The sequence below is a fragment of the Staphylococcus equorum genome (genome assembly GCF_029024965.1).
Lineage (GTDB): Bacteria > Bacillota > Bacilli > Staphylococcales > Staphylococcaceae > Staphylococcus > Staphylococcus equorum.
Genome location: NZ_CP118982.1, coordinates 2,359,781 through 2,383,891 on the forward strand (window position 1 = coordinate 2,359,781; position 24,111 = coordinate 2,383,891).

Genomic DNA, 24,111 nt, shown 5'->3' on the forward strand with positions numbered 1-24,111 from the left:
TATCATCATTTTATTAACTTAGCGTAATTGTGCAATTGCTTCTTCAGCAGCATCTGCGATTACTTTATCATCTGGCTGACCATCTTTGTCATCTTGTTTTGTATAAATTGCAAGAATAATTGGTTTTTTATGTTTATCTGGATAGATAAATGCTAAATCATTACGCGTAGCATATGTTAAGCCCTGGCCACTTTTATCTCCAACGATATAGTTGTCTGGTACACCTGCTTTAATTAAACTATCGCCTGTTTCATTTTCAATCATAACTTGTTTCAGTAAATCTAAATTCCCGTCACTTATTTGGTCACTTGTTAAAATTGTATTTAATGTCTGTGCTGCAGCTCTAGGTGTTGTAGTATCGGCTGTACTATTTGGATCATAGAGGTTTAACTCCGGTTCTAAGCGTTGTGGATTAGAAATATTGTCACCCAATTGCTTCAACTCATGTTTAAAGGCTTTAACGCCACCAAGTTCTTCCATTATTTTATTATTAGCCGTATTATCACTTTGTAACATAGATGCTTTAATTAAATCTTTAAGTGTCATCTGTTTGCCTATGTAATTTTCAGTTACAGGTGAATATTCTACAATATCTGCTTCATTAATTGTTATTTTTTTATTTAAATCTTTTTCTGAATAATTATTTAATAACACACCGCTCGCGATGGCTTTAAAAGTAGAAGCAAATGCAAAACGTTCATTCGCATTGTGTTGAACTTTTTTACCATTCTCAGTATTAATGCCATAAACCCCAACTGTTGTATTATTATCTTTCTCTATTTTATCAAATTCATTCGCTGATACCGTACCATTGCTCATCATGAAAAATAATGCACTAAACACTAAACCCCAAAAAACTTTTTTCATAACTATCCAACTCCCCTTAATTTAAATATAACCCTATACTTATGCTAACTATAATTACTATATTACAAAAATACAATTATTTATAAATACTGAATTTTTTGCTTCTACAATAAAAACCCCTCATTGTCATAATCACTAACAATGAGGAGTGAACGAGTCATACTTTATAATAACTGTAACTCATTATTCTGTATGGCTATTGGCTTATAGTCATTTCCATTAAATTATCTTTTGTATCAAAGAACGCTGTGTAGCTACCTTCATTTGTTTTATATTTTACAAACGTGCCATCCTCGTTACCAAGTTTTCCTTCTTCAGTTATTTCATTAGAACTGTGTGCATCTTTAAACGTATCCTTTGAAACTGAATCTGGTTTAGTGAAGAAAGTTGTTTGAACAACTTCATCATCTTTATTAAATGATGCTGTTGTATCATAAATTGTTTCGTTATATTCAACTTTAGAGTCTGCTTTTGGATCTACTTTATAGCCATCGATTGAGACATTATCATATTTTAACGCTCTTACAAAGTTGTAATCTTGTGTAAATGAAGCATCATATGTTGTATAACCTTCGTAGTTATACCATGGTGTTTCAGCTTTTAATTCTACACCAATCGCACTACTTTCAGTGTTGGCACCGCTAGCGCCACCTTCACCGTGCCCCCATTTCTGTACTTGCTCTGACTGCGCTTTGACTTCTTGATTATTACTCGTTATATACGCTGCGGAAGAACCTACGACAAGTGTTGATACTATGACTGTTGAAGATAGTAACTTTACTACTTTATTCATAATAAATCACTCCTATTTTGTAGTTTCCCTTTTGGCAAGTGTAATTATTCACCCTCATCATACTCCAAATCATGTTAATTGCAAGGATTTTCTCTTTTATATATTAAAATTATTATCAGAATTAAATTAGATTTTTTAACTTAAGCAGTTGAAATTTTACCAGTATACCAATTAAACATGTATAGTGAATATATGATTATGAAATTAGAAAGGATGATTTTTTATGGTACATATCTTACAAGTCGATTTTCCTTTAGATGGTCCGTTTGGAGATGAAATGGCACGACAATTCGAGGATTTAGCAAAATCAATTAATGATGAACCAGGATTTTTATGGAAAATTTGGACCGAGAACGAAACATCCAAAGAAGCAGGTGGTATTTACGCCTTCGACAGTAAAGCGCATGCTGAAAGTTACTTAAATATGCATAGCGAACGACTCAACGCTATGGGAGTGACGGAAATCAACGCCAAAATATTCACTATAAATGAAGGATTAACACAGATTACACACGGTCGTGTTGAGTAGATTTTTGACAATAGCATATTAAAAATACCCCAGCAATAGCGTCACCTGAAAAGTGTGCGTATTGTTGGGGTATTCTGTGTGAATTTTAAAATTTCCTAGGTAATCACTTTAATACATCTTTGCCATTTCTTCTGTAAATGTTTGGTAAGTTATTTCATTCTTAGATAATCGTGCTACTAACATATACATTTGTTCACTCTTTGTATATTCTTTTTTATACAATAAATGATCTGCTTTCTTTTCATCTGGTAACGAGTCTTTAATGTTGGCACCTTGTGAAAATGCTGCATAATATCGCATACCGAATAAGCGCTGTGACTGGGCATCGATATGAATCTCATCAGGATTGGCTGTTAAACCTTGTGCCGTTACGTAGAAACAGTTATCTTTTGCTTCTGCTACAGTTTTAATCACTTCATTAATTTCAGTGTATTCTGATGCACTTTGACCAAATGCTGCTTTGCCTAAGAAGTCTCCTAGCAAGCCCATTACGAATGGCAGTTGAGGTGCATTAAGCGCTTGTCTAAAATGATCCACAACTTGATTTAACTTAATTTCGTAGTCAAGATGCTTACCCTCTAAACTATCACTTTCACCTTGATGCCATAATATACCGATAAGTTCACTGCTTTCCATCGCAAATTCAGCTTCAGAAATCGCATGTCGTGTTAACACTTGATCCTCTGCCCAATCATCAATCGTTGTACCACCATCTGCACACGGGATTAAGCCAATTGTTTCATCTGGATGATTATCTAACCACAATTTAGCAAACGATGCTGCGGGGCCTATACCTGCAACAGAACGATCACTATGTATCGGTTCGTCCATCATTTGCCATCTACCATTTTTCAATACTTGAATGCGCTCATCTACGATTGGTTTCACGCTATCGATAAAGCCACGCCCGGCCATATTAGACTGCCCTATAAGTAAAATTGATTTCATATAAATTTCCCTTTCCATTTTTGGAATGTATGTACTATTAGTCATAAATATCATACCTTAAGTGTGTATTTGATTGAAGTAAAAAGGGGTTTTAGTATGTATAGACATAAAAATGACTACCAAATTAATGGTAGTCATCTTTAGATTTATTCACTTTGTTGTTTCAATAATTTTTGATAAAAGTAATTGGCTACTACGATATCAACGATGGCTACGCCTACGGATTTGAAAATTGTAATTTCATCTTCTGATAGTCTGCCTTCTAATTTTGCAGAAACAATGTTCCCGAGTTCTCCGTATAAACCATCTGCTTTAAATACACCTTCTGCTACCGGGTTGATTAAGTCTCCTGTTTCTTCCATGGCCGCTTCTACGGCTTCTACAACAACCTTGTCTGCATCTGCAATGGCTTGAGATGGTAATTCTTGCATATCTGGTTTAAAGGAACCAACAGCATTTAAGTGAACGCCTGGTGCTAAACGCTTATGAAATACTGGTTCTGATGCATTGGTAGCAGTTACAATGAGATCCGCGTCTTCTATGGCCTCGTCTACGTTATCAAACACTGCTAAATCTAGATTTGGATATTCACTTTGTACTTCTTCAGCAAAGGTCACAGCTTTTTCATACGTGCGATTGTAAAACTGTATACGATCAATCTGCCTTACAGCAAGGACTGCTTTAATAAGACCTTCCGCTTGATCTCCTGTGCCTATGACGCATAATATTTTAGCGTCTTCACGTGCAAGGTATTTCGTTGCCACACCTGATATCGCACCTGTACGTATCTTCGTTAAATAAGAGCCTTCGAGTACTGCTAGTGTTTCACCCGTTTCATAATCAGATAAAATAACAGATCCCACGATGGTTTTCTTACCGACTTTAGTATTATTTGTTGCCACGGTCACTGTCTTCAGTCCGACAATCTTCAATTCATCTGACAATGCCGGCATCACGAGATAACGGTTATCCTCGTTAAAAGGTAACGAATAGCGCAAAGGTGTATCAGTCTTGCCCTCTGAATATGCACGTAAAGATTCCGCTACTGCTTCAACAATTTCTGACATATCTAATAATTGTGCTTGTTCTTGTGCGCTTATAAAAAGCATAAAACACCTCTATTCTGTATCATTTGTTTCAAGAATGTCGGTTTTCTTTTCAAATTTATTCTCAAATAGTATTAAGAATCCAAATAAAATGACGATTATCAATAATATAAGCCACGCCAAACTATTTTTTATAAATAAAAAGTCAAAAAAGATTGCTGCCATCAGTACATAACCAATCATATCTTTAATGTATAAAATCCAATAGTCAGCTTTCACACTAATAAACGTGTTTATATTGTTATCTTGTGTTTGTATATCATATAAAGTCACTTTCAATCTACGAATGACAATAAAAATCAATATTAAAATCATAACTGCAGTGAGCATTTTATTATACAAACTATTTTCTAGTATTTCCGACATTGCAAGACAAGCAATGGTAAAAATAATAGATACCCAACTTGTATCATTTGCGTCTGGACCTTTCATCAGTAATTCACCCTCAAGTCATCAATATATTAAGTTATCTATAACATAACATATTTTTATTGAAAATTATCACTGAATTAAGATTAAATATTTTTTATATTTTTTGTTTATTGAACAGTATAACCACCATCTATTAAAACAGCCTGCCCGGTGACACTTTTAGCGCTGTCGCTACACAAGAATAATGCATATTCTGCGATATCTTTAATATCTAATAAACGTTTTTGTGGAATCAACGGATATAATACGTCTTCTAACACTTGCTCTACCTCGACGCCTCTATCTTTAGCTAAATCTGCCATTTGATTACGTACGAGTGGGGTATCTATGTAGCCAGGACAAATCGCATTGACTGTAATGCCTTCCGACGCCGTTTCCAAAGCTGAGACTTTTGTTAAACCGATAATGCCATGTTTAGCGCTGTTATACGCTGCTTTTCCAGCAAAACCAATCACGCCATTAATTGAAGCCATATTTAAAATACGACCAAATTGTTGTTCTTTCATAATCGGCAATGCATATTTTGTACCAATAAAACTGCCAGTTAACATGATATCAATCATTTGTCTGAACTTGTCAGTTGGGAATGATTCGATACTTTCAACATGTTGTAAGCCTGCGTTATTAAATAAAATGTCTAAACGACCATACTTTGCTACAGTTACATCTATCATATTCTTAACTGCCGCTTCATCAGTGACATCCACTTGAACTGGCATGCAATCGTAACCTTGGTCTTTCAAATCATGTGTTTCCTGAGCTAATTTTTCATTGTTTAAATCAGCTAACACGACTTTAGCGCCATTTTCTAAAAATACTCTAGCAATCCCTAAACCGATGCCACTTGCTGCACCTGTAATAATGACTACTTTATCTTTGACCATTCTACCCACCTACTTCAAATGATTTTCAAATTGCGCTTCTGTATTGGCTTCAACTTCTTCCAAAGTGACACCATCTTGTAATTCAACAAGCTTCATCATTCCGTTTTCAAATTGAAATACTGCTAAATCTGTAATTAATGTGTTGACGACGCCAGCACCTGTGAGTGGTAATTCACATTGTGCTTTAATCTTCGACTCACCATGTTTATTCATGTGATCCATAATTACGACGACCTTTTGTGCGCCGACGACTAAATCCATCGCGCCACCCATACCTTTGACTAATTTACCTGGAATCATGTAATTGGCTAAATCTCCTGTTTGTGAGACTTCCATGCCCCCAAGGATTGCTAAGTCGATATGTCCGCCACGAATCATAGCGAAGGATTCCGCATTATCAAAATACGACGCACCTTTCGCAGCAGTCACCGTTTCTTTACCTGCATTGATTAAGTCTGGATCCACTTCGACGTCTGTTGGATAAGGTCCGATACCTAGCAAACCATTTTCAGATTGGAAAAAGACATTCTCTACATGGTCATTAATTTCATTGGCCACAAGTGTAGGCATACCGATACCTAAATTAATTACCATATCGCTTTTAATCTCTTGTGCAGCACGTTGAATAATCTTCTTACGTTGTAATTGTTTATCCATGATTAGACTCCTTCACTGTGCGTTTCTCAATGCGTTTTTCAAAATGCTCTCCTAAATAAATATAGTCTACGTAAACGCCTGACATATGTACTTCATCCGGATCAATTTCTCCAATTTCAACTAATTCTTCAACTTCAACGACAGTCGTTGTGGCAGCCATCGCACATAAGGGATTAAAATTACGTGCAGTTTTTTCAAAAACTAAGTTGCCAAAGGTATCTGCTTTTTGCGCTTTTACAATACCAAAATCACCTTTAATCGCACGTTCCATGACATACGTTTCACCATCAAATTCACGCGTTTCTTTACCTTCAGCGATTAACGTACCTACACCTGTTTTCGTATAAAAAGCAGGTATACCTGCGCCACCTGAGCGTAATTTCTCAGCTAATGTACCTTGTGGTGTTAATTCTACATCTAATTCACCATTAATTAATTGTTGTTCAAATATTTTATTTTCACCCACGTAGGAACTAATCATTTTATCAATTTGTTTGTTCTCTAATAAACGGCCTAAGCCAAAATCATCTACACCACAGTTATTACTTACTACTGTTAAAGCTTTTGTACCCTTCGTACGGATTGCTTCGATAGCATGTTCTGGTATGCCACATAACCCAAAGCCACCAGCAAGTACAATCATGCCATCCTCTAGTCCATCGAATGCTGTATGTATATCATTAATTACTTTCGACATAAATAAACCTCATTTCTATCTATTGTTTTAACACCTAGTACTAAAAACGATTATACTTGAAACTTCTAGTGAAGTCTTTTATTTATGTTTGCGGTTACATTAATTGTTAATTTAAAGCTTATAGTATTATAAATCAAAAAAAGTTGTCAGCACGTCGGCTGACAACTTTAAATCCCACATTTTTATTATTATGCTATCTCAATCTGGAAACGGCGTATGACTGTACCATCATCCAACGTGGATGGTTCGATTTCTTCGCCACCGTTATGCTTAATTACTGCTACAGAAACTTCATTATCTTGATCACAAGTAATTAAAGCTTCTTGAACACCAATTCTTGATAAGTAGTCTAAAGATTTCTTCAACAACTTGTTGCCAAAACCTTTGCCACGGTATTTTTTGCGAATGCCGTAGCCAACATGGCCGCCGACTTTTTTCAGTCTATCGTTTAAGTTATGACGAATATTGGCAGCACCGATGATTTCATCATCATCTATTAAAAACAATGTCGTATTATCTACAGTTTGATCGTGTGATTTGTTATCTGCTAATTCGTGAACTATTTCTTCAAAATTACTATATTTTGTAATATTTGTAATCTCGGGTACTACCTTTTCATCATGATCAATCCATTCTCTCATATAATCACAATATAATGCTTCGTCACCCATTGTTAATTCTCTAAATTCAACCATGTTGACACTCCTTCCTTTTAAGTTATTACTCATCTATGATTTCGTTGTGTGTATTTAAATAGTACACATAATGATCTGTCCATTCGCCATTCTCAAATATGAAACCTTTACGCACACATTCAAATTGAAAGCCTACTTTTTCAATCAAACCGATTGAAGGCATATTATCTATATTGATATGTGCTTCAAGTCTGTGAAAATGCAGTGTATCTCGTGCTTGCTTAACTAATTCTGTCACTGCTTCATAAGCAAAGCCTTGATTCCAATACTGATTGTGAATAAAATAACCAATTTCAGCCCACTGAAAATTGTCGCGGCTCAAGTTCTTAATATCAAGCATGCCTAAATGATTCATCTCTTTATCAAAAATCCCAAAGATATATAAATCATCTGCTTCAATAGCTTGTTGTTGCCTTACAATAAGCGCTGCAAACCACGGTTCAGTCGATTCTGACATGTCTACTTGACCTTTATCATATTTAAATTGAGACGGCTTGCGGTTTACAAAACCACGCAACCATGTTTCGTAATCATTTTCTTCCAACGGTCTAATGATAAGGCGTTGTGTAGTAAAATGCAACCCTAAATTTTTCGTCATCTAAAATCCCCTTCATACCGCCATCTGTTATCTAAACTATAACATTTTTCACCATGAAAGCGTATCTTTCACTACGCTTTATACCTTAGTGCTTGTTCCGATATTAGCTCTATAGTGCGTTGTCTATTATTTTGATCATGATATTTGAAAAACATCGCACTTCTTCTTAAGTAAAACTTGCTCATTTTGAAGTTATTTTTTCTAACTTTAACAACTTCTTTTACTAATGAAGTTACATCATAAGTTACAGGACCAAACCCATTTTGTACATAGTTGAAATAGCCAGGAGTATACACTGAATATGTATAGATTTCATCAATATCAAATTGATAATAAATGATTGGTTTTCTTAAATAAGCAATATCAAATGCGATAGACGATACATCTGTTATTAACAAGTTAGTGTTGCTAATAATATCTTTATAACTAAAGTGATTAGGGATGTTGATATATGTAATATGCTTAAAAAATTTCGAAAATCGGTCTTGCATTCTCGGATGTAAGCACAAATTAATTTTATTGTTTTTATGTTTGGCTATTTGTTGAATCTTAGGATGAGTTAAAAATGCATAAATGGATTTATAAAAATGACTTGCTACGAATTGTTTATCACTTACTTCAAGTAGATGAGGTCTCCAAGTAGGCATGACGGTTATCACTTGCTCAGTACTTTTTTTATTGTGACTTAATAAATCGAACCTAGATAATCCTGAAAGTATCACTTCTTGTTCACTAAAACCGTATTTTTCTATAATTTCTCTTTTCTCTGCTTCAGCACTTGTAATAAAATAATCTATTGGTTTGTTCCGTTTATGTAATAACGTAGATAAGTCATTTTGAATGACACCATGTTGTAAAAATATGAATTCAAAGTCTAAAAGCTCTCTGATAAATTTCCCATTGATGCCACCAAACGGATTAAACAGATATGCTTCTGAGTGTGATGTAAAAAGTTTGTTTGTTTTAAACATGAGTATATGGTGTCTTTTACTATTAAATGCAACAATCTTATCTCCATATTTTTCACGTAACTTTACAAAGTCTGGGCTAGAAGGATAAATAAGAAAATATGCTTTAACGTCAGGTTTGTTTTTTACCACAAAATCAAATAATGCTTCTGCGTTATCACCTGCCTTATCTAATCTATCGACGAATAACCATACTTTGTCATTGCTTCTTTTTTTATTAATAATGCCTATAATTTTATATATAGCTGACTTTCTCGTTTTTTTATTTTTTAGTAAGCCAAGTATATTTTTCCATATAATAAACCGCTTCTTTTTGATATGGAGAATCTTCTTATTATCTTCAATTCTTAACGTTCTATTAGCATATTGTTTAAATGGAATCCTCGTATTACTAAAATTCGTATGCCTTGTTTTACTGACTTGGTTAATCTTTTCTAAGCTGCTATGATTCACAAGATATTTTAATTCTATCTGCTTAATATCGTCATTTAAACTTATATCAAATCTGTAAAATTTATTATAACTGATGTTTTTATTCAAAAATTTTTGTGATGTTATTATCGATTCTTGAACAGGTCGAACAATTTCTTCTTTATTAATTATTGCTACTGGTATAACATCAATATTCATATTAATATTTGGTAAGCTATATCCGCATTTTAATAGTTTGTTTTTTTCATAAAGATATTCTGTCTTTAAATACATATCACTCACATTTTTAATAAAAATCTGGTTTGAATATATTTTATATTCTCCGTTTTCATGCTTTATATTTAAATTTGTCCCTTCATATTTCACTGATAAAATAGCGATTTGATACACAGCATTAATTTGCTTTAGATGCGCATTAGAGATTACGTCATCATCCATTCGTTTAAGTAACTGAATGATTTGGTTTGTATATTTTTCTAGTTGTTTACTGTTCAGGGTTGAAAGCGTAATATTTTGATAACTTAATCTATATTGTAAATCATATAAAATCATCATTTGTACGTACTTAGGAATATTATTGTCACGGTTGTCATTGATTAAGTAATTATGAAATTTTTCGATGGTTGGACTATAAAACGTTGGGTTAGATAATGCTTTATCTATAGCTGATGATTCGTCTCTTCTTTTTCTATACCAATAACAACCTTGCGTGTAACTCATTAAACCAATTTTAAAAGTTTGTTTAATGACATTGTAAACAAATTTAGCATCTTCACCATATTTTAATGAAGTATCAAAAGTTACACCTTTAATAGCTGACGTTCTAAAAAATACAGAAGCAACATTCATTTGAATATGATCATAATCTTGTTTTAAATCTACGACTTTATTTACTTTATTTTCATATTTAAAATTTAAGGGATGTTCTCCAACAATATTGTCAAAAAACCTTAACCTTGTAGAAATAACATTAAGCGTAGGATTCATCTCAAAATAATTATATACATGCTTTAAAGTTGTAAGTCCCCATTTGTCATCCGAATCCAGAAAGTTTACATATTTACCTCTTACATACTTTAACCCTGTATTTCTAGCGATAGAAACCCCTTCATTTTGTTTACTTGTATAATAAATGTTATTAGGATATCTATTTCTATATTTAGTTAATATAGCCTCTGAATTATCCGTCGATCCATCATTCACAAGAATAATCTGTATATCCTCTAAATTCATATTTTGTTTAATAATACTTTCTAATGTTTCTTCAATGTATTGCTCTGTATTATATACAGGTATTACAATACTCATTTTAAAATCATATCTTTCATATATAAGTTCATTTAAACTTATAATTTGAAAATCTTCAGTTTCAAATATAGCCAAGTCACTTAAATTTTTATATTTCAGTACGAGGTCAATACCATGACTGTTTTCAATATCAGCTTGTATCATAGATTTTATATGATAAGCTATAATAATTTTTTTATATTCATCTCTACAATGTGTTACGATTTCATCAACTTCATTCATTGATGAAAAACTACCATAAACCACTAATTTCTTCATATTTTAGCCGCTCCTGAAAATTCGACAATTGCTCCAATGTTTGATAAATGCACTTTAACAATTTATCATTAAGCAGAGCACAGTCTAATACAATATATTATAATTATATTAATAATAATATGTGTGGAGGTAAATATAAATTTATTAATATTTTTGTCTAAAAATCGACTCATTAATGCTAAAAGTATAGTTTTATTAATTATATTGAGAGTGATTCTTAAAAATTAATATTTAAAAGTACTTTCTTGTTATTAGAAAGACCATTAATCCATAGTGTAAAAATACTATTTTATGGGTATATAAGTAAGTGAAAGCATTGGATGAATTATATTGTGCTTAGCCATTTAGAATTACCTCTAGTAAAAAACACATCTCTTAACTATAAGATGACATGGGTTTGGTATCTTAAGGAGGTTGTTACTATGACTCATAATAGATCTAAAAAATTATTTTTGTTGTTTGGTGTACTGGCATGGTTATCAGTAATGATTTTATTCATTCTACCAATATTAGCGCCCTATCAAAATTTTATTGAATCTGATACTGGTTTGGCGCTCGGTTGGATTATTGTACTACTTGCCTTTATCACTCTATTTTATGTGGCTATTGTCATACTAGATATATATAGCCCTATCGCAACACAAGTATTACAATTTGTACTGTTAACAGTAGTGATTATTTGTGCAGTACCGTCTATCACTGCGTTTATTCTGGCATCATTCGTTGTAGATATTAGTATAGTTGAAATATTTATTCCAATTGTACTTGTTATATTAGCAAGTATGCTTCATATCTTATGGTTCACAATTCCATTTATCCAAAATAAACAAACACGTAAACGTTTAAAGTCTAAAGCAGGACTTTAAACAACAGTGAAAACCCTGCTCATTTTCACATAATTATGTTTAATAGCCATGTTACTAAAAAGTAGCATGGCTATTTTAGTTATTCACTATTTCTTCCCTTTTCTGGTCATAAAAAAACGGGAGTGAAAAAGAAATCAAAATTTGATTTCATCTTCCAACTCCCATAATGGTTGAGTCTGAAACAGGTGTTGATACGTCAGACTCAAGTTTAAATCCTTACTATTTAATTGTTCCTAGTTCTTTGCCTACTTTTTCATAAGCAGCTAGTGCTTGGTCTAACATTTCTTTCGTATGCGCAGCTGTTGGCATGTTACGCACACGTCCTGTACCTTTAGGAACTGTTGGGAAGACGATTGACTTCACATAGATGCCTTCGTCTTTCAAACGGCTACTGAATGCTTGTGTTTCCTTCTCATCGCCAATAATAACAGGTGTGATTGGTGTTTCTGAGTTACCAATATTAAATCCTAGATCTTTTAATCCAGCTTTTAAATAATTACCATTATCCCAAAGTTTATCGTGTAATTCTGTAGATGCCATTAATTTTTTCACTGATTCAGTGATTGCTTTCGTATCTCCAGGCGCTAATGATGTAGAGAATAAAAATGGTCTTGATTGTACTTTTAACCAATCAATTAATGATTGTGTTCCAGCTACATAACCACCTACAACACCAATCGCTTTTGATAACGTACCCATTTGGAAATCAATCTTGTCCTGTAAGCCAAAATGTTTTACTGTGCCTGCACCTTTACCCATCACGCCTGAACCATGTGCGTCATCAACATAAGTAATTAAGCCAAATTCTTCGGCGATTTCAACGATTTCTGGCAATTTCGCAACATCACCGTCCATGCTGAATACACCATCAGTAATGTACATAACTTTATTATATTGACCTGACTCCACTGCTTCTTTTGCTTTTGCGCGTAAGTCTTCCATATCTGAGTGGTTTACACGAATAATTTTCGCTTTAGATAAACGACAGCCATCTATAATAGATGCGTGATTTAATTCATCTGAAAGTATCGCATCATGTTTATTCATAACAGCAGAAATTGCTGCCATATTACAGTTGAAACCTGATTGATACGCTACTGCTGCTTCTGTCCCTTTAAATTCAGCTAATTTTGCTTCTAATTCATCATGTAAATCTAATGTACCATTAATCGAACGTACTGCACCTGCACCAACACCATGTGTATCAATTGCATCTTTCGCAGCTTGCTTTAAATCTTCATCTGTTGCTAGTCCTAAATAATTGTTCGAAGATAAGTTAACGTAATTCTTTTCCTTGATATTAATTTCAGGCCCATTCGCACCTTCAATTGTATCTATTTCATTGTATAAACCGTTATCCTTTAAATACTGAATATTTTCATCTAAAAAGCCATGTAGTGATTGTACCACTGCAAGCCCCCCTTTGGATTGTCTTTGCGTTTAAGTTAATCATAACCTATTTTTAAAATACATGAAAGTAGAATAATAATTAAAAAGAGAGCGTTTTCTAAAATTGAATTTGTCCGTTAATAATTGGTGGTACAGTTAAGTTATTTTAAATGGTATACTGGATAAAAAATGACTAAGGAAGAAGGGTTGAAGTTGTTTGATTGGTTTCAACTAGCGCAAGAAAAAGAAAGTAAAATGATACAAGTACGTCGTTACTTACATCAATATCCCGAATTATCGTTCGAAGAATACCATACTCATGATTATATTCAAAATCAATTGAGTCAATTGTCATGTGAAATACGTACACCCGTAGGTCGCAATGGTATCGTTGCGACTTTTAAAGGTCGTGGCGACGGTCCCACTGTAGCATTACGTGCAGACTTCGATGCACTACCTATAGATGAACTTACAGAAGTCGATTACAAATCTAAAAATCCTGGTGCCATGCACGCATGTGGTCATGATGGTCACACCGCAACTTTATTAGGCGTGGCTGAAATTATAGAGCATCATCTACAATTTTTAAATGGTAACGTGGTGCTCATCTTCCAATATGGCGAAGAAGTAATGCCAGGTGGCTCTCAAGAAATGATAGACGATGGTTGTTTACAAGACGTAGACAAAATATACGCTAACCATTTATGGAGCGGTTATCCTACAGGTACGATTTATTCACGTGCTGGTGCAATGATGGCTTCACCAGATGAATTCAACATTACAATTCAAGGTAAAGGCGGACATGGTGCCAAACCACACGAAACCATTGATCCTGTAGTTATCATGGCTGAATTTATTATGAGTGCACAAAAAATCGTTTCAAGAACGATTGACCCTGTCAAACAGGCAGTGATAAGTTTTGGTATGGTCCAAGCAGGATCTGCAGATAATATCATTCCTGACACTGCATTTTGTAAAGGTACTGTACGTACATTCGATACAGAAGTCCAAACTCATGTTATGACTAAAATGGATAAACTCTTACAAGGTCTTGCTGTGGCAAACGACATCACATATACAATGGATTACATTAAGGGCTATCTACCTGTCCACAACAATCCAAATAGCTATGAAGTTGTTAAAAAAGCAGCAAACGATATTAACTTAAGATTCAACGAGTCAGAATTAATGATGATTGGTGAAGACTTCTCTCATTACTTAAAAGTCCGTCCAGGTGCTTTATTCCTAACAGGATGCGGTAATCCAGAAAAAGATACAACACACCCACATCACAGTCCAAACTTCAATATTGATGAAAAAGCAATGAAATACACCGTTAGCCAATTCCTCAAAATTCTAGAACTCGAAAATGTGATTGTTAAAACCACTTCGTAATTTTATTACGTTAGTGATTTTTATGCATAAAGACTTACTTTCCAATTCATTTGGATTAGTAAGTCTTACGCATATGCTTCAGCATATGTGATCCACTACAACAGCTCAGACGTTCTATTATTACTTATATGAAATATTGACCATGTAATAACTTTTCTATCTACCTATATAAACAAGCACAATGTCGTTTTGACATTGTGCTTGTTTGTTTTCATTATTATTTTTATTTTCGTTAATTCAATTATACTATTTGCTTAAAACAGCAGTTATTTACGCAAATACCTGCGGGAAGACTACAAGATGAAGACTACAAGCTAGGGCGATGTCCGCGTAAATAATGATAAAAAAGTGCTAAAGACAATTATATTAAGAAGCCCTAATCCATTTCGGGTTTCTGTGGTTTACAATAGCTTTGCTATTGCATTAAGAAGCCCTAATCACTTGTTGTGATAAGGGCTTCTATATAAAAAAGAGCCTCCATAAAGGAGACTCCTAAAATATCTATCAAAGATAGAAATTATTTATTATTTAATAATTGAAGTTACAACGCCTGATCCAACAGTACGTCCACCTTCACGGATAGAGAAACGAGTACCATCTTCGATAGCGATTGGTGAAATCAATTCAACTTGCATTTCAACGTTATCGCCAGGCATAACCATTTCAGTACCTTCTGGTAAAGTAACAACGCCTGTTACGTCAGTAGTACGGAAATAGAATTGCGGACGGTAGTTAGTGAAGAATGGAGTATGACGTCCACCTTCTTCTTTTGATAAAACATAAACGTCTGCTTTGAAGTTAGTATGCGGTGTAATAGTACCAGGCGCAGCTAAAACTTGTCCACGAGAGATGTCATCACGTGATACACCACGTAATAAAGCACCAATGTTGTCGCCAGCTTCAGCGTAGTCTAGTAATTTACGGAACATTTCAACACCTGTAACAGTTGTCTTAGTTGATTCCTCTTGCATACCGATGATTTCAATTTCAGCACCGACTTTGATTTGACCACGTTCAACACGGCCTGTAGCAACAGTACCACGACCAGTGATTGAGAATACGTCCTCAACTGGCATCATGAATGGTTTGTCAGAATCACGTTCTGGTGTTGGGATAAATTCATCAACAGCGTCCATTAATTCTAAGATTTTGTTTTCATATTCTTCAACGCCTTCAAGCGCTTTTAATGCTGAACCAGCGATTACAGGAACGTCGTCGCCAGGGAAGTCATATTCGCTTAATAAGTCACGAACTTCCATTTCAACTAATTCTAATAATTCTTCATCGTCAACCATGTCAACTTTGTTTAAGAATACAACTAATGCTGGAACACCAACGTTACGTGATAACAAGATATGTTCACGAGTTTGAGGCATTGGACCATCAGCAGCAGATACTACTAAGATACCGCCGTCCATTTGAGCAGCACCAGTGATCATGTTTTTCACATAGTCAGCGTGACCTGGGCAGTCAACGTGAGCATAGTGACGAGAATTAGTTTGGTACTCGATATGAGAAGTATTAATTGTAATACCACGTTCTTTTTCTTCTGGAGCGTTATCAATCATGTCATATGATTGAGCTACAGTGTCACCATTTTTTGCCATTACAGTTGCAATTGCAGCTGTTAAAGTAGTTTTACCATGGTCAACGTGTCCGATAGTACCAATATTGGCATGGGTTTTTGAGCGGTCAAATTTTTCTTTAGCCATTATAAAATCTCTCCTATTCGTTAGAAAATTAATTTTTAAAATTTATCTCTCATGACAGTTACTCACTGTCACGAGAAGAATATTTGTTACTTGTAATAAAGGACTATATAGTACCTTTATAATGCATTTCAGCTAAAAAATCAATTGATAAAACTGTAAGCTACATAATTAAGCATTACATGTAATTAACAGATAGACTGTTATCTTACAAAATAAATTTAATTACTCAGCTGAATTACCACTGTTTTTCTTGATAATTGCTTCAGCAACTGATTTTGGAACTTCTGCATAGTGGTCAAAGTACATAGTATACGTACCGCGACCTTGAGTGTTAGAACGTAATGATGTTGCATAACCGAACATTTCTGAAAGTGGTACAAAAGCGTTAACAACTTGTGCATTACCACGAGGTTCCATACCATCAACACGTCCACGACGAGATGTTACGTCACCCATGATGTCACCCATGTACTCTTCAGGCATTTCGATTGTTACTTTCATCATTGGTTCTAAGATAACTGGATCACATTTTTTAGCAGCTTCTTTAAGCGCTAATGATGCAGCAATTTTGAAGGCCATTTCTGATGAATCGACATCATGGTATGAACCGTCATATAATTTAGCTTTAACATCAATTAAAGGATAACCAGCTAATACACCGTTTTCCATTGAATCTTTAAGTCCTGCTTCAACTGATGGAATGTATTCACGAGGAACTACACCACCAACGATAGCGTTTTCGAATTCAAAACCGCCACCAGTTTCGTTAGGCGCGAATTCAATCTTAACGTCACCATATTGACCACGACCACCAGATTGACGAGCGAATTTACCTTGAACTTGAGCTGATTGCTTAAATGTTTCACGGTATGAAACCATTGGAGCACCAACGTTACATTCAACGTTAAATTCTTTCTTCATACGGTCTACTAAGATATCTAAGTGAAGTTCACCCATACCACCAATGATAACTTGTCCAGTTTCATCGTCTGTGTGTGCATGGAATGTTGGATCTTCTTCTTGTAACTTAACTAAAGCTGTAGTCATCTTGTCTTGGTCAGCTTTAGATTTTGGTTCAACAGATAAGTGAATAACAGGTTCTGGGAAATCCATAGATTCCAAGATAATGTCATTCTTCTCACCACATAAAGTATCACCAGTAGCAGTATCTTTAAGACCTACCGCAGCAGCGATATCTCCTGAGTATACTGTGTTAAGCTCTTGACGAGAGTTAGCGTGCATTTGTAGTAAACGACCTACACGTTCACGTTTGCTCTTTGTAGAATTCTTAACGTATGAACCAGATGAAAGCGTTCCTGAATAAACACGGAAGAATGTTAACTTACCAACATAAGGGTCAGTCATTACTTTGAACGCTAAAGCAGCGAACTCAGCATCGTCATCAGCTTTTGCGATAACTTCTTCTTCTGGGTCATCAGCACGATGTCCAACAATTGGTTTAACGTCTAATGGTGATGGTAAGTAATCAATTACTGCGTCAAGCAATAACTGAACACCTTTGTTTTTGAACGCTGTACCAACAAGAACTGGATAAAATTCAATATCATTTGTTGCTTGACGGATAGCGTCTTTTAATTCAGCGACAGTGATTGCTTCGTCAGCTAAATATTTTTCCATTAATTCATCATTACTTTCAGCAACTGCTTCAATTAATGCTGAACGAGCTTCGTCAGCTCTTTCTTTATGATCCTCAGGAATTTCAATTTCTTCAATATCAGTTCCTTCGTTATTGTTATATTTGAAACATTTCATTTCAACTAAGTCAATGATTGCTTCAAATTGATCTTCAGCACCAATTGGTAATTGAATTGGTTGTGCATTAGCTTGTAAACGGTCATGAATAGTGCTAACTGCATATTCAAAGTTAGCGCCCATTTTGTCCATTTTGTTTACGAAGACAATACGAGGTACACTGTAATTTGTTGCTTGACGCCAAACTGTTTCAGTTTGAGGCTCAACACCTGATTGTGCATCAAGTACTGTTACTGCGCCATCAAGTACACGTAAAGAACGTTCAACTTCAACAGTGAAGTCTACGTGTCCTGGTGTATCGATGATATTTACACGGTGGTCATCCCATTGTGCTGTTGTTGCAGCAGATGTGATTGTGATACCACGATCTTGCTCCTGTTCCATCCAGTCCATTTGTGAAGCTCCTTCATGAGTTTCACCAATTTTGTGGATACGTCCAGTATAGTAAAGAATACGTTCTGTCGTAGTTGTTTTACCAGCATCGATGTGGGCCATGATACCGATATTACGAGTTCTGTCTAAACTAAAATCTCTAGCCATGTATTTTTCTCCTTCCAGTATAACTGCGAATAAATACTATAAATATGGCGATGCCCTAAGCATGCGCCTTCGATAGTAAACTATCAATGTGGAACATGCTCAGGGATAAAGCTACTATCCTACCAACGATAGTGAGCGAAGGCTTTGTTAGCTTCAGCCATTTTGTGAGTGTCTTCACGTTTCTTAACTGCGCCACCTGTATTGTTGGCTGCATCTAAGATTTCGTTAGCTAAACGCTCTTCCATAGTTTTTTCACCACGGTGACGCGAATAATTAACTAACCAACGAAGTCCTAAAGTCGTACGACGTTCTGGACGAACTTCAACTGGTACTTGATAGTTAGAACCACCTACACGGCGAGCTTTAACTTCTAATACTGGCATGATATTGTCGATAGCTTCATCGAATACTTCAACAGCTTCACGACCACTACGTTCTTGAACTAAGTCGAAAGCAGAATAAAGAATTCTTTGAGCTGTCCCACGTTTACCATCTAACATGATTTTGTTGATCAATTTTGTAACTAATTTAGAGTTGTGGATTGGATCCGGTAATACGTCTCTTTTTGGTACTGATCCTTTACGAGGCATAATGTAAATCCTCCCTTCCTATTATAGTATATTTTTAAAATTTATTGCGAAAATTTACGGAATCTTAAACTTATTTTTTAGGTTTTTTAGCTCCGTATTTTGAACGGCTCTTTCTACGTCCATCTACGCCTGAAGTATCAAGCGCACCACGTACAACGTGATAACGTACACCAGGTAAATCTTTTACACGTCCACCACGTACAAGTACAACACTGTGTTCTTGTAAGTTATGTCCGATACCAGGGATATACGCATTAATTTCGATACTGTTTGACAAACGTACACGGGCATATTTACGTAACGCGGAGTTAGGTTTTTTAGGAGCCATAGTACCTACACGAGTACAAACACCACGTTTTTGTGGAGAGTTTAAACTAGTGTATTTTTTCTTTTTGCTGTTAAAGTTTCTGTTCAAAGCTGGTGAACCGTATGTTTTCGATTTGCTTTGTCTAGGTTTACGTACCAATTGATTAATAGTTGGCATTGAATGTTTCCTCCTCTCATCATTTATAATCCCACACATCCAGGTGGTTCATTTCAAGGGCAAATAAAATTTAGTAAGAATAATTCTTACTAATCTCATTTTAATAACGCAACAATTGTTGCATTAACGTTAATACCTACATATTCTCCTAAAGCTTGCTTGCTTTTGAAAAATGAAACAGGTATTTGTTTATGATTGATTTGACTTAACACGCGAGTCAGTAAATGAACTTCAACGTCTTCAGCAATAATCAATGATGTAACTTGGTTCTTATCCAAAGCCTTAAGCGTTTGTTTAAGCCCAATAACATGATGTTGTTTGTTAAAGCGTGCAACTTTTTCATTAGACATTAAAATATCCTCCAAAGTTCTGCTTGCATCAACCTTAATAATAATAACATCTTAGCTACTGTTGAGTCAACTTTAAATACGATAAATTCTTCAAAAAACATAAAAAACAAGTGATCGAAATATAATATCTCGATCACCTTGTTTATTCAGTAAAAAGAATTATATCTTAGTTGTCTCTGATTCTTCTGAAACTGTTGCATTTGGTGCAACTGTGTCGTATTTAACGTCTCTGTAACGTCTCATACCAGTACCAGCTGGAATTAATTTACCGATGATAACATTCTCTTTAAGACCAAGTAAGTTATCGCGTTTACCTTTAATTGCAGCATCTGTAAGTACACGTGTTGTTTCTTGGAACGAAGCTGCTGATAAGAAGCTTTCTGTTTCAAGAGACGCTTTCGTAATACCTAGTAAGACTGGTTTAGCTGTTGCTGGACGTTTACGTTCTTTAAATGCGTCACGGTTTGCATCAGTAAAGCTGTGAATATCTACTAATGAACCTGGAAGTAACTTAGTATCTCCAGCTTCGATAATGCGTACTTTACGTAGCATTTGTCTAACCATAACTTCAACGTGTTTATCATCAATTTCTACACCTTGCATACGGTAAACTTTTTGAACTTCTTTTAATAGATAGCTTTCTGTTGCATTTAAACCTGATACAGATAAATAGTTCTTAGGCTCGATTGAACCTTCAGTTAGAACTTCACCACGTTCAACGCTTTGACCAACCTCAACTTTCAATCTTGAAGTACCTGAAGCTAAATATGATTTAGATTCGTTCGCACCTTTAATAACGATTTCTTGTTGACGGTCTTTCGCAATCTTGATGTCATCAACGACACCTTCGATTTCTGTAATCACGGCTTGACCTTTAGGATTACGTGCTTCGAAGATCTCTTGAATACGTGGAAGACCTTGCGTGATATCACTACCTGCTACACCACCTGTATGGAATGTACGCATTGTAAGCTGTGTACCTGGTTCACCAATTGATTGTGCAGCAATTGTACCAACTGCTTCACCAACTTCAACTTTTTCACCAGTAGCAAGGTTTTTACCGTAACATTTTTCACAAACACCGTGACGTGTATTACATGTAAATGCTGAACGTATATACATTGATTCAATACCAGCGTCTGTAATTTGTTTAGCAATGTCTGCAGTTACTAATTGATCTGGTTTTACAATTACTTCATCAGTCTCTGGATGACGGACAGTTTCTTTAGAATAACGTCCTTCGATACGTTCGATGAATGGTTCGATCATTTCTGTACCTTCTTTGATATCAGAAACAAGTAGACCACGGTCAGTGCCACAATCTTCATCACGAACAATAACATCTTGAGCAACGTCAACAAGACGACGAGTAAGGTAACCTGAATCGGCTGTTTTAAGTGCTGTATCGGCAAGACCTTTACGCGCACCATGGGTAGAGATAAAGTACTCTAACACTGTTAAACCTTCACGGAATGAAGAAGTGATTGGTAATTCAATAATCTTACCTGATGGTGCAGCCATAAGTCCACGCATACCTGCTAACTGTGTAAAGTTAGATGCGTTACCACGGGCACCAGAGTCACTCATCATAAAGATTGGGTTTGTTTTATCAAGTGAGCCCATTAATTTTTGCTGAATTTGGTCTTTAGCGTCAGTCCAAATTTCAACAACAGCGTTATAACGTTCAAATTCAGTGATTAAACCACGATTAAATTGTTTCGTAATTCTCTCAACTAATTTTTCGTGTTCATCTAAAATTTCTTGTTTATCTGGTAATACTACGATATCAGATACACCAACAGTGATACCTGCTTTAGTTGAGAATTTGAATCCTAAGTCTTTCATTCTGTCTAACATCATAGAAGTATCTGTGATGCTGAAACGATTGAAGACTTCTGCAATAATATTTCCTAAGAAATTCTTATTGAAAGGTTCAATTAATTCTTGGTTATCGAAGTATTCTTTTAATCCGCCTTCTCCTAATTCAGTAGCTGATACGAAATATCTAGCTGGTGTTTTATTTTCTAAATTAGTTTGTGTTGGTTCGTTAATATATGCAAATGAATCCGGAATGATTTCATTGAATATAACTTTACCAACTGAAGTTAACAAGATTTTTTTGTTTTGTTCTTCAGTAAATGTTGGATTATTAAATGATTTAGCATGTACACCAATACGTGAATGTAAGTGTACGTAGCCATTCGCATAAGCTTTTAACACTTCATTTGTATCATTGAAAATCGCACCAGTATTCACTGATTCTTTACGCTCTAAAGTTAAGTAATAGTTACCTAGCACCATATCTTGTGAAGGTGTTACAACTGGTTTACCATCTTTAGGGTTTAAGATATTTTGTGCTGCAAGCATTAACATACGTGCTTCTGCTTGAGCTTCTTTAGATAATGGTACGTGAACTGCCATTTGGTCACCATCAAAGTCAGCGTTGTAAGCTGTTGTAGCAAGTGGATGCAGACGAATTGCACGGCCTTCAACTAATGTAGGTTCAAATGCTTGAATACCTAATCTGTGAAGTGTTGGTGCACGGTTTAAAAGTACTGGGTGTTCTTTGATAACATCTTCCAATACGTCCCAAACTTCATCATCCATGCGTTCAATCTTACTTTTCGCATTTTTAATGTTTGTAGCAATTTCACGTTGAACTAATTCTTTCATGATGAAAGGTTTGAACAATTCTAATGCCATCTCTTTAGGTAGTCCACATTGATACATTTTCAAGCTAGGTCCAACTGCAATAACTGAACGACCTGAATAGTCAACACGCTTACCTAATAAGTTTTGACGGAAACGTCCTTGTTTACCTTTTAACATATGAGAAAGAGATTTTAATGGGCGGTTACCTGGTCCAGTAACTGGACGGCCACGACGACCATTATCGATAAGTGCATCAACAGCTTCTTGTAACATACGTTTTTCGTTTTGGACGATGATGCCTGGAGCACCTAAGTCTAATAAACGTTTCAAACGGTTGTTACGGTTGATAACACGACGATACAAATCATTAAGATCACTTGTAGCAAAACGTCCACCATCTAATTGAACCATTGGTCTGATTTCTGGTGGGATAATTGGAAGTACGTCTAACACCATCCATGCTGGATTATTACCAGAATGTCTGAATGATTCAACTACTTCTAAACGTTTAATTGCACGTGTAAGTCTTTGACCTGTTGCTGATTCTAACTCATCTCTTAGTTGTTTAAGTTCAGCGTCTAAGTCGATTTCTTGTAGTAATTCTTTGATACCTTCAGCACCCATTTTGGCGTTGAATTTACCTGGGAATTTATCATAGTACTCTCTGAATTCTGCTTCAGATAATAATGTCTTTTGCTCTAAACCAGTTGGACCTGGGTTAACAACAACATAAGAAGCGAAGTAAATAACTTCTTCTAACGCTCTTGGCGACATATCTAATAAAAGACCCATACGACTTGGAATACCTTTGAAGTACCAAATGTGTGATACAGGCGCAGCTAATTCAATATGGCCCATTCTTTCACGGCGCACTTTTGACTTAGTTACTTCTACTCCACATCTGTCACAAACCATACCTTTATAACGTACACGTTTGTATTTACCACAACTACATTCCCAGTCTTTCGAAGGTCCAAATATTCTCTCACAGAATAGACCATCTTTTTCTGGTTTTAAAGTACGATAGTTAATTGTTTCTGGCTTTTTAACCTCACCAAAAGACCATGAACGGATTTTTTCGGGTGAAGCAAGTCCTATTTTCATATAATGGAAATTATTTACATCAATCAAGGAGCCTACCTCCTTCAATTTAGATTAGCTGTGCAAATTGATTGATTGCTCTATATC

Annotated in this window: 21 protein-coding genes; 3 read left to right on the top strand and 18 right to left on the bottom strand. The window is 35.1% G+C overall.

Features of this window, described 5'->3' with window-relative positions:
- Positions 1 to 18: 18 nt before the first annotated feature.
- Entirely contained in the window at positions 19 to 867 is an 849-nt protein-coding gene (bla, locus tag PYW44_RS11535; protein ID WP_002508531.1) for a class A beta-lactamase, read from the bottom strand.
- Between the two features lie 196 nt (positions 868 to 1,063).
- Positions 1,064 to 1,660, bottom strand: coding sequence for an immunodominant staphylococcal antigen IsaB family protein (isaB, locus tag PYW44_RS11540; protein WP_069802445.1), 597 nt, complete (start codon positions 1,658 to 1,660; stop codon positions 1,064 to 1,066).
- A 223-nt stretch (positions 1,661 to 1,883) separates the two neighbouring features.
- On the opposite strand from isaB, the gene PYW44_RS11545 reads away from it, so the two are divergent.
- Entirely contained in the window at positions 1,884 to 2,189 is a 306-nt protein-coding gene (locus tag PYW44_RS11545; RefSeq protein WP_002511369.1) for a monooxygenase, read from the top strand.
- A 108-nt stretch (positions 2,190 to 2,297) separates the two neighbouring features.
- On the opposite strand, the gene PYW44_RS11550 is transcribed toward PYW44_RS11545, so the two are convergent.
- The 9 genes from PYW44_RS11550 to PYW44_RS11590 form a co-directional block, all read right to left on the bottom strand.
- On the bottom strand, positions 2,298 to 3,137 hold the full coding sequence (locus PYW44_RS11550) for a sialate O-acetylesterase (protein WP_069802481.1): 840 nt from the start codon (positions 3,135 to 3,137) through the stop codon (positions 2,298 to 2,300).
- A gap of 146 nt (positions 3,138 to 3,283) precedes the next feature.
- A complete protein-coding gene (locus PYW44_RS11555) occupies positions 3,284 to 4,246 on the bottom strand; it encodes an ornithine cyclodeaminase family protein (RefSeq protein WP_071563041.1) in 963 nt (320 codons plus the stop codon).
- A gap of 9 nt (positions 4,247 to 4,255) precedes the next feature.
- Positions 4,256 to 4,675, bottom strand: a complete 420-nt coding sequence (locus PYW44_RS11560) for a hypothetical protein (RefSeq protein ID WP_069802439.1) — start codon at positions 4,673 to 4,675, stop codon at positions 4,256 to 4,258.
- A gap of 107 nt (positions 4,676 to 4,782) precedes the next feature.
- A complete protein-coding gene (locus tag PYW44_RS11565; protein WP_069802437.1) occupies positions 4,783 to 5,559 on the bottom strand; it encodes a 3-hydroxybutyrate dehydrogenase in 777 nt (258 codons plus the stop codon).
- 9 nt (positions 5,560 to 5,568) lie between these two features.
- Positions 5,569 to 6,216, bottom strand: a complete 648-nt coding sequence (locus PYW44_RS11570) for a 3-oxoacid CoA-transferase subunit B (protein ID WP_069802436.1) — start codon at positions 6,214 to 6,216, stop codon at positions 5,569 to 5,571.
- On the bottom strand, positions 6,209 to 6,913 hold the full coding sequence (locus PYW44_RS11575) for a CoA transferase subunit A (protein WP_069802434.1): 705 nt from the start codon (positions 6,911 to 6,913) through the stop codon (positions 6,209 to 6,211). Before PYW44_RS11575 ends, PYW44_RS11570 begins: the two co-directional genes overlap by 8 nt.
- Before the next feature lie 188 nt (positions 6,914 to 7,101).
- Complete coding sequence (locus tag PYW44_RS11580; RefSeq protein WP_056935259.1) at positions 7,102 to 7,608, bottom strand: GNAT family N-acetyltransferase; 507 nt, start codon at positions 7,606 to 7,608, stop codon at positions 7,102 to 7,104.
- A gap of 25 nt (positions 7,609 to 7,633) precedes the next feature.
- A complete protein-coding gene (locus PYW44_RS11585; protein WP_069802432.1) occupies positions 7,634 to 8,206 on the bottom strand; it encodes a GNAT family N-acetyltransferase in 573 nt (190 codons plus the stop codon).
- Between the two features lie 71 nt (positions 8,207 to 8,277).
- Positions 8,278 to 11,172, bottom strand: a complete 2,895-nt coding sequence (locus tag PYW44_RS11590; protein WP_069813580.1) for a bifunctional glycosyltransferase/CDP-glycerol:glycerophosphate glycerophosphotransferase — start codon at positions 11,170 to 11,172, stop codon at positions 8,278 to 8,280.
- Between the two features lie 422 nt (positions 11,173 to 11,594).
- Between PYW44_RS11590 and PYW44_RS11595 the strand changes: the two genes are divergently transcribed.
- Complete coding sequence (locus tag PYW44_RS11595; protein WP_002508560.1) at positions 11,595 to 12,038, top strand: hypothetical protein; 444 nt, start codon at positions 11,595 to 11,597, stop codon at positions 12,036 to 12,038.
- 219 nt (positions 12,039 to 12,257) lie between these two features.
- Here the strand turns inward: PYW44_RS11595 and PYW44_RS11600 are convergent, their stop codons facing one another.
- Positions 12,258 to 13,448, bottom strand: coding sequence for a glycine C-acetyltransferase (locus tag PYW44_RS11600; RefSeq protein ID WP_115076065.1), 1,191 nt, complete (start codon positions 13,446 to 13,448; stop codon positions 12,258 to 12,260).
- A 192-nt stretch (positions 13,449 to 13,640) separates the two neighbouring features.
- Between PYW44_RS11600 and PYW44_RS11605 the strand changes: the two genes are divergently transcribed.
- Positions 13,641 to 14,822: a M20 family metallopeptidase gene (locus tag PYW44_RS11605; RefSeq protein ID WP_037539624.1), complete on the top strand. Its 1,182-nt coding sequence runs from the start codon at positions 13,641 to 13,643 to the stop codon at positions 14,820 to 14,822.
- A 524-nt stretch (positions 14,823 to 15,346) separates the two neighbouring features.
- Here PYW44_RS11605 and tuf read toward each other — a convergent pair.
- From tuf to rpoC, 6 genes are all read right to left on the bottom strand, one after another.
- On the bottom strand, positions 15,347 to 16,534 hold the full coding sequence (gene tuf, locus PYW44_RS11610; protein ID WP_002508563.1) for an elongation factor Tu: 1,188 nt from the start codon (positions 16,532 to 16,534) through the stop codon (positions 15,347 to 15,349).
- A gap of 222 nt (positions 16,535 to 16,756) precedes the next feature.
- Positions 16,757 to 18,847, bottom strand: a complete 2,091-nt coding sequence (gene fusA, locus PYW44_RS11615) for an elongation factor G (protein WP_002511359.1) — start codon at positions 18,845 to 18,847, stop codon at positions 16,757 to 16,759.
- Positions 18,848 to 18,966: 119 nt separating this feature from the next.
- Complete coding sequence (gene rpsG / locus PYW44_RS11620) at positions 18,967 to 19,437, bottom strand: 30S ribosomal protein S7 (RefSeq protein ID WP_002508565.1); 471 nt, start codon at positions 19,435 to 19,437, stop codon at positions 18,967 to 18,969.
- 70 nt (positions 19,438 to 19,507) lie between these two features.
- Positions 19,508 to 19,921 carry a 30S ribosomal protein S12 gene (gene rpsL, locus PYW44_RS11625; RefSeq protein ID WP_002508566.1) on the bottom strand — a complete coding sequence of 138 codons (414 nt, stop codon included), beginning with the start codon at positions 19,919 to 19,921 and terminating at the stop codon, positions 19,508 to 19,510.
- Positions 19,922 to 20,016: 95 nt separating this feature from the next.
- Positions 20,017 to 20,271 carry a ribosomal L7Ae/L30e/S12e/Gadd45 family protein gene (locus PYW44_RS11630; RefSeq protein ID WP_002508567.1) on the bottom strand — a complete coding sequence of 85 codons (255 nt, stop codon included), beginning with the start codon at positions 20,269 to 20,271 and terminating at the stop codon, positions 20,017 to 20,019.
- Between the two features lie 159 nt (positions 20,272 to 20,430).
- The gene (gene rpoC, locus PYW44_RS11635) at positions 20,431 to 24,027 is read right to left on the bottom strand and encodes a DNA-directed RNA polymerase subunit beta' (RefSeq protein ID WP_162129936.1); all 3,597 of its coding nucleotides are present in this window, start codon (positions 24,025 to 24,027) and stop codon (positions 20,431 to 20,433) included.
- Between the last annotated feature and the right edge of the window lie 84 nt (positions 24,028 to 24,111).

What these genes read in the sequence shown, in the direction of transcription:
- rpoC (WP_162129936.1), bottom strand. Translation starts at nt 24,027, where the DNA reads ATGAAAATAGGACTTGCTTCACCCGAAAAAATCCGTTCATGGTCTTTT.
- PYW44_RS11550 (WP_069802481.1), bottom strand. Translation starts at nt 3,137, where the DNA reads ATGAAATCAATTTTACTTATAGGGCAGTCTAATATGGCCGGGCGTGGC.
- PYW44_RS11630 (WP_002508567.1), bottom strand. Translation starts at nt 20,271, where the DNA reads ATGTCTAATGAAAAAGTTGCACGCTTTAACAAACAACATCATGTTATT.
- fusA (WP_002511359.1), bottom strand. Translation starts at nt 18,847, where the DNA reads ATGGCTAGAGATTTTAGTTTAGACAGAACTCGTAATATCGGTATCATG.
- PYW44_RS11545 (WP_002511369.1), top strand. Translation starts at nt 1,884, where the DNA reads ATGGTACATATCTTACAAGTCGATTTTCCTTTAGATGGTCCGTTTGGA.
- rpsG (WP_002508565.1), bottom strand. Translation starts at nt 19,437, where the DNA reads ATGCCTCGTAAAGGATCAGTACCAAAAAGAGACGTATTACCGGATCCA.
- PYW44_RS11580 (WP_056935259.1), bottom strand. Translation starts at nt 7,608, where the DNA reads ATGGTTGAATTTAGAGAATTAACAATGGGTGACGAAGCATTATATTGT.
- bla (WP_002508531.1), bottom strand. Translation starts at nt 867, where the DNA reads ATGAAAAAAGTTTTTTGGGGTTTAGTGTTTAGTGCATTATTTTTCATG.
- rpsL (WP_002508566.1), bottom strand. Translation starts at nt 19,921, where the DNA reads ATGCCAACTATTAATCAATTGGTACGTAAACCTAGACAAAGCAAATCG.
- PYW44_RS11565 (WP_069802437.1), bottom strand. Translation starts at nt 5,559, where the DNA reads ATGGTCAAAGATAAAGTAGTCATTATTACAGGTGCAGCAAGTGGCATC.
- PYW44_RS11570 (WP_069802436.1), bottom strand. Translation starts at nt 6,216, where the DNA reads ATGGATAAACAATTACAACGTAAGAAGATTATTCAACGTGCTGCACAA.
- PYW44_RS11590 (WP_069813580.1), bottom strand. Translation starts at nt 11,172, where the DNA reads ATGAAGAAATTAGTGGTTTATGGTAGTTTTTCATCAATGAATGAAGTT.
- tuf (WP_002508563.1), bottom strand. Translation starts at nt 16,534, where the DNA reads ATGGCTAAAGAAAAATTTGACCGCTCAAAAACCCATGCCAATATTGGT.
- PYW44_RS11560 (WP_069802439.1), bottom strand. Translation starts at nt 4,675, where the DNA reads ATGAAAGGTCCAGACGCAAATGATACAAGTTGGGTATCTATTATTTTT.
- PYW44_RS11595 (WP_002508560.1), top strand. Translation starts at nt 11,595, where the DNA reads ATGACTCATAATAGATCTAAAAAATTATTTTTGTTGTTTGGTGTACTG.
- isaB (WP_069802445.1), bottom strand. Translation starts at nt 1,660, where the DNA reads ATGAATAAAGTAGTAAAGTTACTATCTTCAACAGTCATAGTATCAACA.
- PYW44_RS11555 (WP_071563041.1), bottom strand. Translation starts at nt 4,246, where the DNA reads ATGCTTTTTATAAGCGCACAAGAACAAGCACAATTATTAGATATGTCA.
- PYW44_RS11575 (WP_069802434.1), bottom strand. Translation starts at nt 6,913, where the DNA reads ATGTCGAAAGTAATTAATGATATACATACAGCATTCGATGGACTAGAG.
- PYW44_RS11585 (WP_069802432.1), bottom strand. Translation starts at nt 8,206, where the DNA reads ATGACGAAAAATTTAGGGTTGCATTTTACTACACAACGCCTTATCATT.